This is a genomic window from Paenibacillus sp. WC2504 (assembly GCF_052682475.1).
In genome coordinates, this window is record NZ_JBQZFH010000001.1 from 487,049 (window position 1) to 502,520 (window position 15,472).

General features: G+C 44.5%; 21 protein-coding genes. All 21 read left to right on the plus strand.

Annotation, left to right across the window (positions count from 1 at the left end; genetic code table 11):
* Positions 1-66 precede the first annotated feature (66 nt).
* The 21 genes from rpoC to ACUN27_RS02325 all read left to right on the plus strand — a co-directional run bounded on the left by rpoC (position 67) and on the right by ACUN27_RS02325 (position 15,453).
* On the plus strand, positions 67-3,687 hold the full coding sequence (rpoC, locus tag ACUN27_RS02225) for a DNA-directed RNA polymerase subunit beta' (RefSeq protein ID WP_445558318.1): 3,621 nt from the start codon (positions 67-69) through the stop codon (positions 3,685-3,687).
* Between the two features lie 174 nt (positions 3,688-3,861).
* Complete coding sequence (locus ACUN27_RS02230) at positions 3,862-4,113, plus strand: ribosomal L7Ae/L30e/S12e/Gadd45 family protein (protein WP_145669483.1); 252 nt, start codon at positions 3,862-3,864, stop codon at positions 4,111-4,113.
* Positions 4,114-4,275: 162 nt separating this feature from the next.
* Positions 4,276-4,695, plus strand: coding sequence for a 30S ribosomal protein S12 (gene rpsL / locus ACUN27_RS02235; RefSeq protein ID WP_028557500.1), 420 nt, complete (start codon positions 4,276-4,278; stop codon positions 4,693-4,695).
* Positions 4,696-4,739: 44 nt separating this feature from the next.
* Complete coding sequence (rpsG, locus tag ACUN27_RS02240) at positions 4,740-5,210, plus strand: 30S ribosomal protein S7 (protein WP_127457544.1); 471 nt, start codon at positions 4,740-4,742, stop codon at positions 5,208-5,210.
* A 39-nt stretch (positions 5,211-5,249) separates the two neighbouring features.
* Positions 5,250-7,325 (plus strand): elongation factor G, encoded by a 2,076-nt coding sequence (gene fusA, locus ACUN27_RS02245; RefSeq protein WP_315955992.1) that lies wholly within the window; start codon positions 5,250-5,252, stop codon positions 7,323-7,325.
* Between the two features lie 39 nt (positions 7,326-7,364).
* Positions 7,365-8,555 (plus strand): elongation factor Tu, encoded by a 1,191-nt coding sequence (tuf, locus tag ACUN27_RS02250; protein ID WP_145669490.1) that lies wholly within the window; start codon positions 7,365-7,367, stop codon positions 8,553-8,555.
* A 239-nt stretch (positions 8,556-8,794) separates the two neighbouring features.
* Positions 8,795-9,103, plus strand: a complete 309-nt coding sequence (gene rpsJ / locus ACUN27_RS02255; protein ID WP_028557496.1) for a 30S ribosomal protein S10 — start codon at positions 8,795-8,797, stop codon at positions 9,101-9,103.
* A gap of 45 nt (positions 9,104-9,148) precedes the next feature.
* Entirely contained in the window at positions 9,149-9,772 is a 624-nt protein-coding gene (rplC, locus tag ACUN27_RS02260; RefSeq protein ID WP_029196463.1) for a 50S ribosomal protein L3, read from the plus strand.
* 16 nt (positions 9,773-9,788) lie between these two features.
* On the plus strand, positions 9,789-10,415 hold the full coding sequence (gene rplD / locus ACUN27_RS02265) for a 50S ribosomal protein L4 (protein ID WP_127457541.1): 627 nt from the start codon (positions 9,789-9,791) through the stop codon (positions 10,413-10,415).
* Entirely contained in the window at positions 10,412-10,702 is a 291-nt protein-coding gene (gene rplW, locus ACUN27_RS02270) for a 50S ribosomal protein L23 (protein WP_127457540.1), read from the plus strand. The genes rplD and rplW overlap by 4 nt, the downstream gene beginning before the upstream one ends.
* A gap of 30 nt (positions 10,703-10,732) precedes the next feature.
* Positions 10,733-11,563, plus strand: coding sequence for a 50S ribosomal protein L2 (gene rplB / locus ACUN27_RS02275; protein WP_315955991.1), 831 nt, complete (start codon positions 10,733-10,735; stop codon positions 11,561-11,563).
* A gap of 48 nt (positions 11,564-11,611) precedes the next feature.
* Positions 11,612-11,890 (plus strand): 30S ribosomal protein S19, encoded by a 279-nt coding sequence (gene rpsS / locus ACUN27_RS02280; protein ID WP_029196461.1) that lies wholly within the window; start codon positions 11,612-11,614, stop codon positions 11,888-11,890.
* A 31-nt stretch (positions 11,891-11,921) separates the two neighbouring features.
* Positions 11,922-12,254, plus strand: a complete 333-nt coding sequence (rplV, locus tag ACUN27_RS02285; protein ID WP_028557490.1) for a 50S ribosomal protein L22 — start codon at positions 11,922-11,924, stop codon at positions 12,252-12,254.
* Positions 12,255-12,267: 13 nt separating this feature from the next.
* The gene (gene rpsC / locus ACUN27_RS02290; RefSeq protein ID WP_167067701.1) at positions 12,268-12,930 is read left to right on the plus strand and encodes a 30S ribosomal protein S3; all 663 of its coding nucleotides are present in this window, start codon (positions 12,268-12,270) and stop codon (positions 12,928-12,930) included.
* Between the two features lie 3 nt (positions 12,931-12,933).
* Positions 12,934-13,368, plus strand: coding sequence for a 50S ribosomal protein L16 (rplP, locus tag ACUN27_RS02295; protein WP_157326751.1), 435 nt, complete (start codon positions 12,934-12,936; stop codon positions 13,366-13,368).
* Complete coding sequence (gene rpmC / locus ACUN27_RS02300; RefSeq protein ID WP_028557487.1) at positions 13,358-13,555, plus strand: 50S ribosomal protein L29; 198 nt, start codon at positions 13,358-13,360, stop codon at positions 13,553-13,555. The genes rplP and rpmC overlap by 11 nt, the downstream gene beginning before the upstream one ends.
* A 27-nt stretch (positions 13,556-13,582) precedes the next feature.
* Positions 13,583-13,846, plus strand: coding sequence for a 30S ribosomal protein S17 (rpsQ, locus tag ACUN27_RS02305; RefSeq protein WP_157326750.1), 264 nt, complete (start codon positions 13,583-13,585; stop codon positions 13,844-13,846).
* Between the two features lie 35 nt (positions 13,847-13,881).
* The gene (gene rplN / locus ACUN27_RS02310; RefSeq protein WP_028557485.1) at positions 13,882-14,250 is read left to right on the plus strand and encodes a 50S ribosomal protein L14; all 369 of its coding nucleotides are present in this window, start codon (positions 13,882-13,884) and stop codon (positions 14,248-14,250) included.
* Positions 14,251-14,301: 51 nt separating this feature from the next.
* The gene (rplX, locus tag ACUN27_RS02315) at positions 14,302-14,655 is read left to right on the plus strand and encodes a 50S ribosomal protein L24 (RefSeq protein ID WP_209856245.1); all 354 of its coding nucleotides are present in this window, start codon (positions 14,302-14,304) and stop codon (positions 14,653-14,655) included.
* Positions 14,656-14,688: 33 nt separating this feature from the next.
* Positions 14,689-15,231, plus strand: coding sequence for a 50S ribosomal protein L5 (gene rplE, locus ACUN27_RS02320; RefSeq protein WP_157326749.1), 543 nt, complete (start codon positions 14,689-14,691; stop codon positions 15,229-15,231).
* A 36-nt stretch (positions 15,232-15,267) separates the two neighbouring features.
* A complete protein-coding gene (locus tag ACUN27_RS02325) occupies positions 15,268-15,453 on the plus strand; it encodes a type Z 30S ribosomal protein S14 (protein WP_029196455.1) in 186 nt (61 codons plus the stop codon).
* Positions 15,454-15,472: the final 19 nt, after the last annotated feature.

A 15,472-nucleotide genomic window follows, 5' to 3' on the forward strand; every position in this document is an offset into this window, starting at 1 on the left:
ACGCCACAATAGATCGAGATCGATTCACTGCATAGTGGGTTTAAATTCTTAAAGGAGGGTTGCTCCTTGATGGACGTTAACAACTTCGAGTTTATGAAAATCGGTTTGGCATCACCCGATAAAATTCGCTCTTGGTCCCGTGGGGAAGTAAAGAAGCCGGAAACCATTAACTACAGAACTTTAAAGCCTGAGAAAGAAGGTCTTTTCTGTGAAAAGATCTTCGGGCCAACCAAAGATTGGGAATGTCATTGCGGTAAATACAAACGCGTCCGTTACAAGGGCGTCGTTTGTGACCGTTGTGGTGTTGAAGTAACCCGCCAAAAAGTGCGCCGCGAGCGTATGGGTCACATCGAGCTTGCAGCTCCTGTATCCCATATCTGGTACTTTAAAGGCATCCCAAGCCGCATGGGGCTTGCGTTAGATATGTCTCCAAGATCTTTGGAGGAAATCATCTACTTCGCTTCCTACGTGGTAACTGATCCAGGGGATACACCTTTGGAGAAAAAGCAGTTGCTTTCCGAAAAAGAGTACCGTAGCTACCGTGAGAAGTATGGCTATGCGTTCCAGGCTGGTATGGGTGCTGAAGCCGTTAAAAAGCTTCTGATCGATATCGACATCGAACGTGAAGTAGATACACTCAAAGAAGAATTGAAAACAGCGCAAGGTCAACGACGTAATCGTGCGATCAAGCGCTTGGAAGTTATGGAAGCTTTCCGTAACTCGAAGAACCTTCCAGGTTGGATGATTCTAGATGTACTTCCTGTCATCCCGCCGGAGCTTCGTCCGATGGTACAGCTTGACGGAGGACGCTTCGCGACTTCCGACTTGAATGATCTCTATCGCCGAGTTATCAATCGTAACAACCGTCTCAAAAGATTGCTCGACCTAGGGGCACCGGACATCATCGTTCAAAATGAGAAGCGCATGCTGCAAGAAGCAGTAGATGCTCTTATCGACAACGGTCGTCGCGGCCGTCCAGTAACGGGTCCTGGTAACCGTCCATTGAAATCCCTCAGCCACATGCTGAAAGGTAAACAAGGGCGTTTCCGTCAAAACTTGCTCGGTAAACGTGTTGACTACTCCGGTCGTTCCGTTATCGTAGTAGGTCCTAACCTGAAGATGTACCAATGTGGTCTTCCGAAGGAAATGGCGCTTGAATTATTCAAGCCTTTCGTAATGAAGGAGCTTGTGAATAAAGGGTTGGCCCATAACATTAAGAGTGCGAAGCGTAAAGTCGAGCGCGTAAGTCCAGATGTATGGGATGTTCTTGAAGAAGTCATTAAGGAGCACCCGGTTCTTCTGAACCGTGCCCCCACACTGCACAGACTCGGGATTCAGGCGTTCGAGCCGATTCTCGTTGAAGGTCGTGCCATCAAGCTGCATCCGCTAGTATGTACAGCGTATAACGCTGACTTCGACGGTGACCAAATGGCGGTCCACGTTCCATTGTCATCTGAAGCTCAAGCTGAAGCTCGTCTGCTAATGCTGGCATCAGGTAACATTTTGAACCCGAAAGACGGTAAACCGGTTGTTACGCCTTCACAGGATATGGTTCTTGGAAGCTTCTATTTAACAACGGATAACAAATTTGCTAAAGGTGCTGGTTCTATCATTAGAACTGTACATGAAGCAATCTCGTCCTACCAATCGGGCAAAATGGCGTTGCATGCACGTGTTGCGATTCCGGCTAAAGCGTTGAACAAAACTAGCTTTACCGAAAAACAACAAAATGCGATGTTGATTACGACAATCGGTAAAATCATTATGAACGAAATCTATCCAAGTGATTTCCCGTTCATCAATGAGCCTACCAAAACGAACTTGCTGAATGGTATTCCGGATTCTCACTTTGTATTTGACAAAGGTGCTGATCTAAGAGCCATCATGCTTGAGCGTCCTGAGAATAAAGCGGTTGGTAAGGAATACCTTGGCTCCATCATTGCTGAGTGTTTCCGTAAATACCACACGACGCAAACATCGATGATCCTTGATAAAATTAAAGAGCTTGGATTCACGTATTCCACTAAAGCGGGTATTACCGTAGCTGTCTCTGACGTAGTTGTTCCGACTGAAAAAGAAGGAATTCTTAAAGATTGTGAAGAGAAAGTACGCGTAGTAACGAACCAATACCGCCGCGGTTTGATTACGGATGAAGAGCGTTATGACCGTGTTATCGCGATCTGGAGTAAAGCGAAGGATGAAATCACAGATATTCTGATGAAATCCCTTGATAAATACAACTCCATTTCTATGATGGTTGAGTCCAAAGCACGGGGTAACAAATCACAGATTACACAGCTTGGCGGTATGCGTGGTTTGATGGCGAATCCATCCGGTAAAATTATGGAGTTGCCGATTAAATCGAACTTCCGTGAAGGTCTGACAATCTTGGAGTACTTTATCTCCACGCACGGTGCGCGTAAAGGTCTTGCCGATACAGCGCTTCGTACAGCTGACTCCGGTTACTTGACTCGTCGTCTCGTAGACGTAGCGCAGGACGTTATCGTTCGTGAGGACGATTGCGGTACGGATAAAGGTTTCATGGTTAGCAAAATCCAAGACGGTAAAGAGGTTATTGAGGATCTCTACGACCGTATTGAAGGTCGCTATGCATTTGAAACGGTTCGTAATCCACAAACAGGCGAAGTTATCGTTCAACGCAACGAATTGATCGAGTCTGAAATTGCGGATGCGATTATCGATGCTGGCATTGAAAGACTTCAAATTCGTTCCGTTCTTAGCTGCCGTACGAACCACGGCGTTTGTAAGAAATGTTATGGACGCAACTTGGCGACTGGCCAATTCGTTGAGATCGGTGAGGCTGTAGGTATTATTGCCGCTCAATCCATCGGTGAGCCAGGAACACAGTTGACAATGCGTACGTTCCATACCGGTGGTGTTGCCGGAGACGATATTACGCAAGGTTTGCCGCGTATTCAAGAGCTTTTCGAAGCTCGGAATCCGAAAGGTCAAGCGATCATTTCCGAGATCGACGGTGTCGTCAAAGAAATCCGCGAAGCCAAAGATCGTCGTGAAATTGAAGTCCAAGGTGAAGCGGAATCCAAGGTATATGCAGTTCCTTACGGTTCCCGCGTACGTGTATCCCTGAACCAACAAGTGGAAGCCGGAGACGAGCTGACAGACGGATCTATCGATCCGAAAGAAATGCTTCGCATCAAAGGTATCCGCGGCGTGCAGAACTACATTCTGCAAGAGGTTCAACGTGTTTACCGTAACCAAGGGGTAGAAATTAACGATAAGCATATTGAAGTTATGGTTCGTCAAATGTTGCGGAAAATCCGCATCGTTGATGCTGGAGACACAACTCTGCTTCCAGGTTCCTTCGTAGACATTCATGAATATGAAGCAGCCAACAAAGTAGCCTTGTTCGCCGGCAATGAGCCAGCCGTTGCAAGACCTATCTTGCTCGGTATCACCAAAGCGTCTCTTGAAACTGATTCCTTCTTGTCTGCGGCGTCCTTCCAAGAAACAACTCGTGTCTTGACGGATGCAGCTATCAAAGGTAAGGTCGACCAATTGCTTGGTCTGAAAGAGAACGTTATTATCGGTAAACTCATTCCTGCAGGAACGGGTATGCCTCGTTACCGGAACATCCGTATTACGGATCCTAACGAAGTGCTCGTGCAAGATGAGGATCTCGAAAAAGAAACAGTAGCCGTTGAATAACGACTATTCATCTGAGAGGGATGGCCACATGTGCTGTCCCTCTTGGTTTTTCTTGGGAATCTATGATTATGTCAAAAGATAAGAAGTTCTTCCTTGACACTGGAACACCAAAATGCTAATATATCGTAGTGTGCCTAAGTTGATATTCTTTCCTTTCTCTGGAGGGGGTGCCTTATGTCTTATGATAAAGTCAAACAGGCGAAGAATATAAGTGTAGGGACGAAGAAAGTCACTAAGACGGTCGAGCAAGACAGGGCTGTTGAAGTTTTTGTTTCTAAAGATGCAGATCCGCGATTGACGATAAAGCTGGTAGCTCTCTGTAATCAAAAGGGTGTGCCAATAACCTACGTAGATTCTATGAAGATGCTAGGTAAAGCATGTGGAATTGAAGTTGGAGCTGCGGTAGCAGCTGTTGTAAATGAATAAACGCTCAAGACGTTTTTGTTAGTGGGATAGCGTACATAAGTTTTCGTGACTTTTTGCTGCTGCCCTTGGCAAAGACTTTCTCTTTGCTCATTTATGACTCGCCTGGATCTGTGGGCTTGCAAGAAGTTTATCATGTTATGAATGTAGGGAGGAGGTGGCGATATGCCAACAATTAACCAACTAGTACGTAAAGGTCGTCAAGCGAAGGTGGATAAGTCTAAATCACCAGCTTTGCAAAAAGGTTTTAACGCTTTGAAAAGAGAAGCAACGGATTTGAGTGCACCTCAAAAACGTGGTGTCTGCACGCGTGTAGGTACTATGACTCCTAAGAAGCCTAACTCCGCACTTCGTAAATATGCTCGTGTTCGTTTAACGAACCGTGTAGAGGTGACAGCATACATTCCAGGTATCGGTCACAACCTGCAAGAGCACAGCGTTGTATTGATCCGTGGAGGTAGAATTAAAGATCTTCCAGGGGTACGTTATCACATCGTGCGTGGCGCGCTGGATACTTCCGGTGTTAACAACCGTAAGCAATCCCGTTCCAAATACGGTACTAAACGTCCGAAAGTAAAAAAATAAGAAATAATAATCAGGGATGATTCTTATAAGAAAGGGGGATAACTATGCCTCGTAAAGGTCCAGTTACTCGCAGAGACGTATTGCCAGATCCGATTTATAATAGCAAACTTGTTACTCGTCTTATCAATCGTATTATGATCGATGGAAAAAGAGGGGTAGCACAGTCCATTCTATATAACGCTTTTAACCTCGTGAAAGATCGTACAGGTAAAGAGCCGATGGAAGTGTTCGAAGCTGCTATCAAAAACATCATGCCAGTTCTTGAAGTTAAAGCTCGCCGCGTAGGTGGAGCGAACTATCAAGTGCCGATCGAAGTTAAACCAGAGCGTCGTACGACACTTGGTTTGCGTTGGTTGGTCAACTATTCCCGTCTTCGCGGTGAGAAGACGATGGAAGAAAGATTGGCTTATGAAATTATCGATGCTAGCAATAGCACAGGTTCTTCCGTTAAGAAACGTGAAGATACACACAAGATGGCTGAAGCTAACAAAGCGTTCGCTCACTATCGTTGGTAGAATATTAAAACAGATTATAGAAAGGAGACATAACGACCTATGGCTAGAGAGTTCTCCTTAAAAAACACACGTAATATCGGGATCATGGCTCATATTGATGCTGGTAAGACAACTACTACAGAGCGCATTCTGTACTACACTGGTAAAGTTCACAAAATCGGAGAGGTGCACGAAGGTGCTGCTACGATGGACTGGATGGAGCAAGAACAAGAGCGCGGAATCACGATTACTTCCGCCGCTACAACTGCGCAATGGGAAGGTCACCGCATCAATATTATCGATACCCCGGGGCACGTTGACTTTACCGTTGAGGTAGAGCGTTCCCTTCGTGTGTTGGATGGAGCAGTTGGTGTATTTAGTGCGAAAGAGGGCGTTGAGCCTCAATCGGAAACGGTTTGGAGACAAGCTGATAAATACAACGTTCCTCGTATTGCTTACGTAAACAAAATGGATATCATCGGTGCAGACTTCCTGCAAGTAGTTGATTCCATGCGTCAAAAACTTGGTGCAAATGCTGTTGCTATTCAACTTCCAATCGGTGCTGAGAGTGATTTCAAAGGTATCATTGATTTGGTTGAAGAAGTGGCGTATATGTACAAAGACGATCTTGGCAAGGATATCGAGAAAGTTGAAATTCCTGCTGAGTTCAAAGATCAAGTTGCAGAACTTCGTTTGGAACTAATCGAGAAAGTTGCTGAGCTTGATGAAGAGCTTACAATGAAATATCTCGAAGGTGAAGAACTGACTATCGACGAGATCAAAGCAGCTCTACGTAAAGGTGTCTGCGAAGTGAAAATCTTCCCAGTTATCGTAGGGTCTTCTTACAGAAACAAGGGTGTTCAATTGATGTTGGATGCAGTTATTAACTACCTGCCATCCCCACTTGATGTACCTGACATTAAAGGTGTACTTGACGATGGTACTGAAGTGACTCGTAAGTCTGCTGACGATCAACCGTTCTCAGCGCTTGCATTCAAAATCATGACAGATCCTTTCGTTGGTCGTCTTACATTCTTCCGTGTATACTCTGGTACCTTGAACTCCGGTTCCTATGTCGTTAACGCGACTAAAGGCAAACGTGAGCGTGTTGGCCGTATCCTGCAAATGCATGCGAACAGCCGTCAAGAGATCAGCATTGTATACGCTGGTGACATCGCCGCAGCCGTTGGATTGAAAGATACAACGACTGGTGATACACTATGTGATGAGAAAAACCCAGTTATTCTTGAGAAAATGGTCTTCCCTGAACCGGTTATCCAGCTTGCTGTTGAACCGAAGACGAAAGCCGATCAAGATAAAATGGGTATCGCATTGCAAAAGCTTGCTGAAGAAGATCCGACTTTCCGTGCTTCCACAGACGAAGAAACAGGACAAACGATCATCGCAGGTATGGGTGAGCTTCACCTTGAGATCCTCGTTGACCGTATGCTTCGCGAGTTCAAAGTAGAAACCAACGTAGGTAAACCACAAGTTGCTTATCGTGAAACATTCCGCGCTGCGGCTAAAGTTGAAGGTAAATTCGTTCGTCAATCCGGTGGTCGTGGTCAATACGGACATTGTTGGGTTGAGTTCGAACCTCAAGAAGCGGGTGCAGGTTTCATTTTCGAAAGCAAAGTAGTGGGCGGATCTATTCCAAGAGAATACATCGCACCTATTCAAGCTGGTATCGAAGAGTCCATGAAAAACGGTGTAATCGCAGGATTCCCGCTTGTGGACATCAAAGCCACAGTTGTTGATGGATCTTACCATGATGTTGACTCCAATGAAATGGCGTTCAAAATCGCGGGTTCCATGGCACTTAAAGCTGCGAAAGAAAAATGTAAACCGGTTCTTCTTGAACCAATCATGAAGGTTGAAGTTACTGTGCCAGAAGAGTACATGGGCGATGTTATGGGTGACCTTAACTCCCGTCGTGGACGTATTGAAGGTATGGATAACCGTCATGGCGCTCAAATCATCCGTGCTAAGGTACCTCTTTCCGAAATGTTTGGATATTCCACAACACTTCGTTCGAGAACACAAGGCCGTGGTGTTTACTCCATGGAACTTTCACATTATGAAGAAGTACCTAAGTCCATTGCAGAAGAAATCATTGCAAAAGGCAAAGGCGCTTAATATAAAACTAATAGTTACTCTAAGGAGGAATCGTTTAAAATGGCAAAGGCTAAATTTGAACGTAATAAACCGCATGTTAACATCGGTACTATCGGTCACGTTGACCATGGTAAAACAACTTTGACAGCTGCTATCACAACTGTATTGTCCAAAAGATACGGTGGAGCTGCAGTAGCTTTCGACCAAATCGATAAAGCACCAGAAGAGCGCGAGCGCGGTATCACAATCTCCACAGCTCACGTTGAGTACGAAACTCCTAACCGTCACTACGCACACGTTGACTGCCCAGGACATGCTGACTATGTTAAAAACATGATCACTGGTGCTGCTCAAATGGACGGAGCGATCTTGGTTGTATCCGCAGCTGACGGCCCTATGCCGCAAACTCGTGAGCACATCCTTCTTTCCCGTCAAGTAGGCGTACCTTACATCGTAGTATTCCTTAACAAATGTGACATGGTTGAAGACGAAGAGTTGCTTGAATTGGTTGAGATGGAAGTTCGCGACCTTCTTAACGAATACGAGTTCCCAGGCGATGATACTCCAATCATCCGCGGTGCTGCTCGTGAAGCTCTTCAAAACCCAGATGGCGCATGGGCTGATAAAATTGTTGAGTTGTTTGAACAAGTTGACACTTATATCCCAACTCCAGAGCGTCAAACTGACAAACCGTTCCTTATGCCTGTTGAGGATGTATTCTCCATCACTGGTCGTGGAACAGTTGCTACTGGCCGTGTTGAGCGTGGAACTGTTAAAGTTCAAGAAGAAGTTGAAATCGTTGGTATCGCTGAAGAAACTCGCAAATGCGTAGTAACAGGCGTAGAGATGTTCCGCAAATTGCTTGACTCCGCTCAAGCTGGTGACAACATCGGTGCCCTTCTTCGTGGTGTTGACCGTAAAGATATCGAGCGTGGACAAGTACTTGCGAAACCAGGTTCTGTTAAACCACACACGAACTTCACAGCTCAAATCTACGTACTAACTAAAGAAGAGGGTGGCCGTCACAAGCCTTTCTTCACTGGTTACCGTCCACAGTTCTACTTCCGTACAACTGACGTAACAGGTATCATCAACCTTCCAGAAGGTACTGAAATGGTTATGCCAGGTGATAACATCACAGTTACAGTTGAACTGATCAACCCAATCGCTATCGAAGAAGGAACTCGTTTCGCGATTCGTGAAGGCGGACGTACTGTTGGTGCGGGCGCGGTTGCTACGATTCAAAAGTAATTCCTTTTTATAGAAGAAACACTCATCGTTTAGGCGATGAGTGTTTTTTTATGCGAATGCCTAAAGTTTTGCTTGCATTTCCTTTTTGAATTTTATATAATATAAAACGTTGGTCTGTGACGTTGCGATGATGCGAAAGGTTGCCGACACACCCGGACCCTTTGCCATGGGAAAGGTTGTTGGAGAATTTTCGCGGAGTATGTCCGATACTAAATTGGGCGATAGAAGGAGGGACTTATATGGCAAAGCAAAAAATTCGTATCCGTTTGAAAGCTTATGATCACAGAATCATTGATCAATCAGCTGAGAAAATCGTGGAAACTGCCAAGCGTTCCGGTGCAGGTGTATCCGGTCCGATTCCGCTTCCGACAGAGAAGCAAATCATCACGATTCTTCGTGCGGTACACAAGTACAAGGATTCGCGTGAGCAATTCGAAATGCGTACGCATAAGCGTCTAATCGATATTGTGAATCCAACACCACAAACAGTTGATGCTCTAATGCGTTTGGACTTACCGTCTGGCGTAGACATCGAGATCAAACTGTAAAACAACTATAGAATGAACGTTTAGGAAGGAAAAGAGGTGTCAACGATGAAAGGTATCTTAGGAAAAAAACTAGGGATGACTCAGTTGTTTACTCCGGAGGGTAATGTAGTTCCGGTAACTGTCATTCAAGCGGGACCATGTGTGGTTCTTCAAAAGAAAGATGTGGATAACGACGGATATGAGTCAATCCAAATCGGTTTTGATGATGTGAAAGCTAGCCGTATCATTAAACCAGAGCTTGGCCATGCGAAAAAAGCAGGGGCAACGCCTAAGCGCTACGTTAAAGAAATTCGCGGCATTCAATTGGGTGACTATGAAGTTGGCCAAGAATTGAAAGCAGATCTGTTCACAGAGGGCGAATTCGTTGATGTAACGGGTACTTCCAAAGGTAAAGGTTTCCAAGGTAATATCAAAAGACATAACCAGTCAACAGGCCCTATGGCTCACGGCTCCCGTTACCACCGCGGACCAGGTTCGATGGGTTCCATTCAAGCGAACCGCGTTCCAAAAGGTAAAAAGTTGCCAGGACACATGGGTAACGAGACTGTAACTTTACAAAATCTTCAAATCATTAAAGTAGATGCTGAGCGTAATGTATTGCTAGTTAAAGGTTCCATTCCGGGTCCTAAAAACAGCTACGTTAGCGTGAAGTCTGCTGTTAAAAAGTAAGAAAGGAGGAAGACAGATGCCAAAAGTAGCTTTATATAATGTAACAGGTGCTCAGGTAGGAGAAGTTGAACTGTCTGACGTTGTTTTCGGAATTGAGCCTCACGTTCATGCGATTCACGAAGCTGTTCTTTTGCAACAAGCAGCTGTGCGTCAAGGAACTCACAAAACAAAAGGTCGTTCGGAAGTTCGCGGCGGTGGTCGTAAACCTTGGAAACAAAAAGGAACAGGCCGTGCTCGTCAAGGTAGTATCCGCGCTCCACAGTGGAAAGGCGGCGGTACCGTATTCGGACCAACTCCTCGTAGCTATGGTTTCAAATTGCCAAGAAAAGTTCGTCGCTTAGCGATCAAATCCGCTTTGTCCTCGAAAGTTCTTGATAACAACTTGATCGTATTGGATCAACTTCAATTGAATGCTCCTAAAACGAAAGAATTTGTAGCAATCTTGAACAACCTGAAAGTTGATCGCAAAGTATTGGTTGTAGGCGTAGATAACGACTCCAACGTAGCTTTGTCTGCTCGTAACATCCCAGGTGTGAAATTCGTTGCTGCTAATGGCGTAAATGTTCGTGATGTCATGTTGTATGACAAATTGATCATTACGCAAGAAGCTGTACAGAAAGTTGAGGAGGTGCTTGCACAATGAAAAATCCACGCGACATTATCAAGCGCCCGATCATCACTGAGCGTACAAGCGACCTAATGGCTAACAAAAAGTATGTTTTCGAAGTGGATCTTCGCGCTAACAAAACAGAAATCAAACAAGCCATCGAAGCAATCTTCAAAGTGAAAGTTACAAATGTAAACACACTTAGAATGCCAGCTAAGCCAAAACGTTATGGTCGTCACTCTGGTTACACTTCCATCTGGAAGAAAGCTATCGTGTCCCTAAGCGCAGAAAGCAAAGAATTGGAATTCTTTGAATCGGTATAAACCATTTCTTAAAGTAAGGAGGAAATCAGAGTGCCAATTAAAAAATATAAACCAACCTCACCAGCTCGTCGTGCGATGTCGGTTTCTACTTTTGAAGAAATCACAACATCAACACCGGAGAAATCATTGCTTGCTCCTTTGTTCAAGCATGCTGGTCGTAATAACCAAGGTAAAATTACAGTTCGTCACCATGGCGGCGGACACAAACGTAAATACCGTATTATCGATTTCAAACGTACTAAAGATGGAATACCAGGACGCGTTGCTACAATTGAGTACGATCCTAACCGTTCCGCAAACATCGCATTGATCCATTATGCTGATGGTGAGAAAAGATACATCATCGCTCCTAAAGGTCTTAAAGTGGACGATCGTATCGTATCCGGACCACAATCCGACATCAAAATCGGTAACGCTCTTCCTTTGGAAAACATTCCAGTAGGTACAGTTATCCACAACATCGAGTTGAAGCCTGGTAAAGGTGCACAACTAGTGCGCGCTGCTGGTACGGAAGCTCAACTTCTTGGTAAAGAAGAAACTTATGTAACAATTCGCCTATCCTCTGGTGAAGTTCGTAAAGTTCTTAAAGTTTGCCGCGCAACTGTAGGTTCTGTTGGTAACGAAGATCACGAACTCGTGAAAATCGGTAAAGCAGGACGTAATCGTTGGAAAGGCAATCGTCCTCAAGTTCGTGGGGTTGTAATGAACCCGAATGATCACCCACACGGTGGTGGTGAAGGACGCGCACCAATCGGACGTAAATCACCTATGTCTCCATGGGGTAAACCGACGCTTGGTTTCAAAACTCGTAAAAAAGGTAAAGCATCCGATAAATACATTGTACGTCGTCGTACGAAGTAATCTAGGATATATGAATTTTCTTGAGGTTCAAGGAAGGGAGGAACACCCATGGGTCGCAGCTTAAAGAAAGGTCCATTTATCGATGGATACTTACTGAAAAAAGTAGAAGACTTGAACACATCCAGCAAAAAGTTGGTTATCAAAACGTGGTCCCGTCGTTCTACGATTTACCCGCAATTCGTTGGTCACACTTTCGGAGTGTACGATGGAAGAAAACACGTGCCTGTATACGTAACAGAAGATATGGTTGGACATAAGCTTGGTGAATTTGCTCCAACACGTACTTACAAAGGTCACGATGACGATAAGAAAACCGGTAAACGTTAATTTCAATTTTTAACCGAGAGGAGGTACTACCATGCAAGCTAAAGCAATATTGAACCACGCTCGGATTGCTCCTCGTAAAGCAAAGCTAGTTGTTGACTTGATTCGGGGAAAAGCGGTAGGTGAAGCGATCGCGATTCTGCGTCATACACCTAAAGCAGCTTCTCCAATCCTGGAGAAACTTCTAAACTCCGCAATTGCCAATGCAGAGCATAACTACTCATTAGATCCTAATAAGCTAGTGGTTTCTGAGACGTTTGTTAACCAAGGACCAACAATGAAAAGGTTCCAACAACGTGCAATGGGCCGCGCTAGCGCGATCAAAAAACGTACCAGCCACATTACAATCGTGGTATCTGAGAAATAAGGAGGGATAACGTGTGGGTCAGAAAGTCAACCCGGTAGGCCTAAGAATTGGTATTATTCGTGATTGGGAGTCCAAATGGTTTGCAGAGAAAGATTTCGGAACTCTGTTGCTTGAAGACGTCAAAATCCGCGAATACTTAAAAAATAAACTTAAAGATTCTGCAGTTTCCCACATCGACATCGAGCGCGCGGCTAACCGTGTGAACGTAACGATTCATACTGCAAAACCAGGAATGGTTATTGGTAAAGGCGGAGCTGAAGTTGAAGTTATTCGCAACTACATCGCTGGCTTGTCCAATAAAAAAGTTCACATCAACATTTCTGAAATCAAAAGCCCTGACCTTGATGCTATCCTAGTAGCTGAAGCAGTTGCACTTCAATTGGAGCGTCGTGTTTCTTTCCGTCGTGCAATGAAACAAGCTATGCAAAGAACAATGAGATCCGGAGCAAAAGGTATCAAAGTAGCAACTAGCGGACGTCTTGGCGGCGCTGAGATCGCTCGTACGGAAGGATATAGCGAAGGAACTGTTCCACTTCATACGCTTCGTGCTGATATCGACTACGGTACTGCAGAAGCGCACACTACTTACGGACGTATTGGTGTAAAAGTATGGATCTATCGTGGAGAAGTGCTTCCGACAGCTAAGAAAAAGGCTCAGCCGGAAGGAGGAAATTAAATCATGTTAGTACCTAAACGTGTAAAACACCGTAAAGAACACCGCGGTAGCATGAAAGGTCGCGCTAAAGGCGGAACGGAAGTAGCTTTTGGCGAATATGGTCTGCAAGCAGTTGAACCGGCTTGGGTAACCAACCGTCAAATCGAAGCAGCTCGTATTGCCATGACACGTTATATCAAACGTGGCGGTAAAGTTTGGATTAAAATTTTCCCAGCTAAACCAGTTACACAAAAACCGCTTGAAGTTCGTATGGGTAGCGGTAAAGGTAACGTGGAGAAATGGGTTTCCGTAGTAAAACCGGGCAAAATTTTGTTTGAACTTGCTGGTGTTAGTGAAGAGGTCGCTCGCGAAGCGATGCGTCTTGCTGCTCACAAGCTTCCAATCAAAACGAAGTTCGTGAAAAGAGAAGAAGTAGGCGGTGAAGCAAATGAAGGGTAGTGAATTCCGGAACTTAACCACTGCTGAAATCGAGCAAAAAGTTAATGGTTTTAAAGAAGAACTCTTTAACCTCCGTTTTCAACTAGCTACTGGTCAATTGGACAATCCGACTCAAATTCGTGATTTGCGTAAAGAGATCGCTCGTGCCAAGACTATTTTGCGTGAAAGAGAATTGGGTATTGGGTAACCAAATCTAGAAGGGAGGCTTCCTTAGATGGCTGAACGTAACGATCGTAAAGTTCTGATCGGTAAAGTTGTCAGCGATAAAATGGATAAAACCATTGTTGTTGCTGTTGAAACTTACAAAAAACATGATCTCTACCACAAGAGAATCAAATATACGAAGAAATTCAAAGCTCATGATGAAAACAATCAAGCTAAAATCGGTGACACTGTGAAAATTTCCGAAACTAGACCATTGTCCAAAGATAAATCTTGGAGACTTGTTGAAGTTCTTGAAGTTGCAGTTGTTATCTAATAATCTAGATATGAACCCCGAAAGGAGGGAATACGATGATTCAACCATTTACTCGTTTGGCTGTCGCTGACAACTCCGGTGCTAAGCAATTGATGTGTATCCGTGTTTTGGGTGGTACTGGTCGTCGCGTTGGTCACATTGGTGATTTGATCGTATGTTCAGTAAAAGAAGCAACACCTGGTGGCGTTGTCAAAAAAGGTGACGTTGTTAAAGCAGTTATCGTTCGTACGAAGAGCGGTGCTCGCCGTAAAGACGGATCATATATCTCATTTGATGAGAATGCGGCTGTTATCGTGAAAGAAGATAAAAGTCCACGTGGTACACGTATCTTTGGACCAGTTGCACGCGAACTTCGTGACAGAGACTTCATGAAGATCGTATCCTTGGCTCCAGAAGTTATCTAAGAACAGTTAGTCTGTTTTCCTTACGGGAAACCTCAGGAGGTGTAGAAGCTAATGCCAAGAACTAAAAAGAGATTAGAATCTCATAACAATAAACTGCACGTGAAAAAAGACGATACGGTTTTTGTAATCACTGGTAAAGACAAAGGTAAGAAGGGCCGTGTAATCGCTGCTTATCCTCGTCAAAACCGTGTACTGGTTGAAGGTGTAAACATGGTTAAGAAACATGCGAAACCATCCCAACAAAACCCACAAGGCGGTATCTTGAATCAAGAAGCTGCAATCCACGTTTCTAACGTGATGCTGATTGATCCTAAGAGCGGCAAACCTACTCGCGTAGGATACAAAGTATTGGATAACGGAACGAAAGTTCGTATCGCGAAAAAATCCGGCGAAGTTATCGACTAATACAAACAAGCATGGAAAGGAGGCAATTGAGTCATGGCAGTAAGAATGAAAGATCGTTATTTGAACGAAATTACTCCAGCGTTAATTCAAAAGTTTAACTACTCAACAGTTATGCAAGTTCCTAAAATCGAGAAAATCGTTATCAACATGGGTGTTGGTGAGGCTGTATCGAATTCCAAAGTGCTTGATACTGCAGTAGAAGATCTTCAAAAAATCGCTGGTCAAAAACCAGTTGTAACTAAATCCAAAAAAGCAATCGCGGGTTTCAAACTTCGTGAGAACATGCCAATCGGTGTGAAGGTTACACTTCGCGGCGAGCGCATGTATCATTTCTTGGATAAACTTTTCAACGTATCACTTCCACGTGTACGTGACTTCCGCGGTATTTCCAACAAGGCTTTTGATGGCCGTGGGAACTACACGCTTGGTTTGAAAGAACAACTCATTTTCCCTGAAATTGAGTATGATAAGGTTGATAAAGTTCGTGGTATGGATATCGTTATCGTAACAACGGCTAAGTCCGACGAGGAAGCTCGCGAGCTTTTAACACAACTCGGAGCGCCTTTCGTTAAATAGGTTCCAGGTCGTACCTATCAGGAGGTGTTATATTAAGTGGCAAAAACTTCGATGAAAGTCAAACAACAACGTACCCCGAAGTTTAAAGTGCAAGCATACACACGTTGTGAGCGCTGCGGACGTCCGCATTCAGTGCTTCGCAAGTTCAAAATTTGTCGGATTTGTTTCCGCGAATTAGCACACAAAGGTCAGATTCCAGGCGTGAAAAAAGCAAGCTGGTAATCACCCTATTTTCGGGAAG

What these genes read in the sequence shown, in the direction of transcription:
- rplD (WP_127457541.1), top strand. Translation starts at nt 9,789, where the DNA reads ATGCCAAAAGTAGCTTTATATAATGTAACAGGTGCTCAGGTAGGAGAA.
- rpsL (WP_028557500.1), top strand. Translation starts at nt 4,276, where the DNA reads ATGCCAACAATTAACCAACTAGTACGTAAAGGTCGTCAAGCGAAGGTG.
- rplP (WP_157326751.1), top strand. Translation starts at nt 12,934, where the DNA reads ATGTTAGTACCTAAACGTGTAAAACACCGTAAAGAACACCGCGGTAGC.
- rpsJ (WP_028557496.1), top strand. Translation starts at nt 8,795, where the DNA reads ATGGCAAAGCAAAAAATTCGTATCCGTTTGAAAGCTTATGATCACAGA.
- rpsG (WP_127457544.1), top strand. Translation starts at nt 4,740, where the DNA reads ATGCCTCGTAAAGGTCCAGTTACTCGCAGAGACGTATTGCCAGATCCG.
- rpsQ (WP_157326750.1), top strand. Translation starts at nt 13,583, where the DNA reads ATGGCTGAACGTAACGATCGTAAAGTTCTGATCGGTAAAGTTGTCAGC.
- rplN (WP_028557485.1), top strand. Translation starts at nt 13,882, where the DNA reads ATGATTCAACCATTTACTCGTTTGGCTGTCGCTGACAACTCCGGTGCT.
- rplX (WP_209856245.1), top strand. Translation starts at nt 14,302, where the DNA reads ATGCCAAGAACTAAAAAGAGATTAGAATCTCATAACAATAAACTGCAC.
- rpsS (WP_029196461.1), top strand. Translation starts at nt 11,612, where the DNA reads ATGGGTCGCAGCTTAAAGAAAGGTCCATTTATCGATGGATACTTACTG.
- rpmC (WP_028557487.1), top strand. Translation starts at nt 13,358, where the DNA reads ATGAAGGGTAGTGAATTCCGGAACTTAACCACTGCTGAAATCGAGCAA.
- rplV (WP_028557490.1), top strand. Translation starts at nt 11,922, where the DNA reads ATGCAAGCTAAAGCAATATTGAACCACGCTCGGATTGCTCCTCGTAAA.
- rplW (WP_127457540.1), top strand. Translation starts at nt 10,412, where the DNA reads ATGAAAAATCCACGCGACATTATCAAGCGCCCGATCATCACTGAGCGT.
- rplE (WP_157326749.1), top strand. Translation starts at nt 14,689, where the DNA reads ATGGCAGTAAGAATGAAAGATCGTTATTTGAACGAAATTACTCCAGCG.
- tuf (WP_145669490.1), top strand. Translation starts at nt 7,365, where the DNA reads ATGGCAAAGGCTAAATTTGAACGTAATAAACCGCATGTTAACATCGGT.
- fusA (WP_315955992.1), top strand. Translation starts at nt 5,250, where the DNA reads ATGGCTAGAGAGTTCTCCTTAAAAAACACACGTAATATCGGGATCATG.
- ACUN27_RS02230 (WP_145669483.1), top strand. Translation starts at nt 3,862, where the DNA reads ATGTCTTATGATAAAGTCAAACAGGCGAAGAATATAAGTGTAGGGACG.
- rplC (WP_029196463.1), top strand. Translation starts at nt 9,149, where the DNA reads ATGAAAGGTATCTTAGGAAAAAAACTAGGGATGACTCAGTTGTTTACT.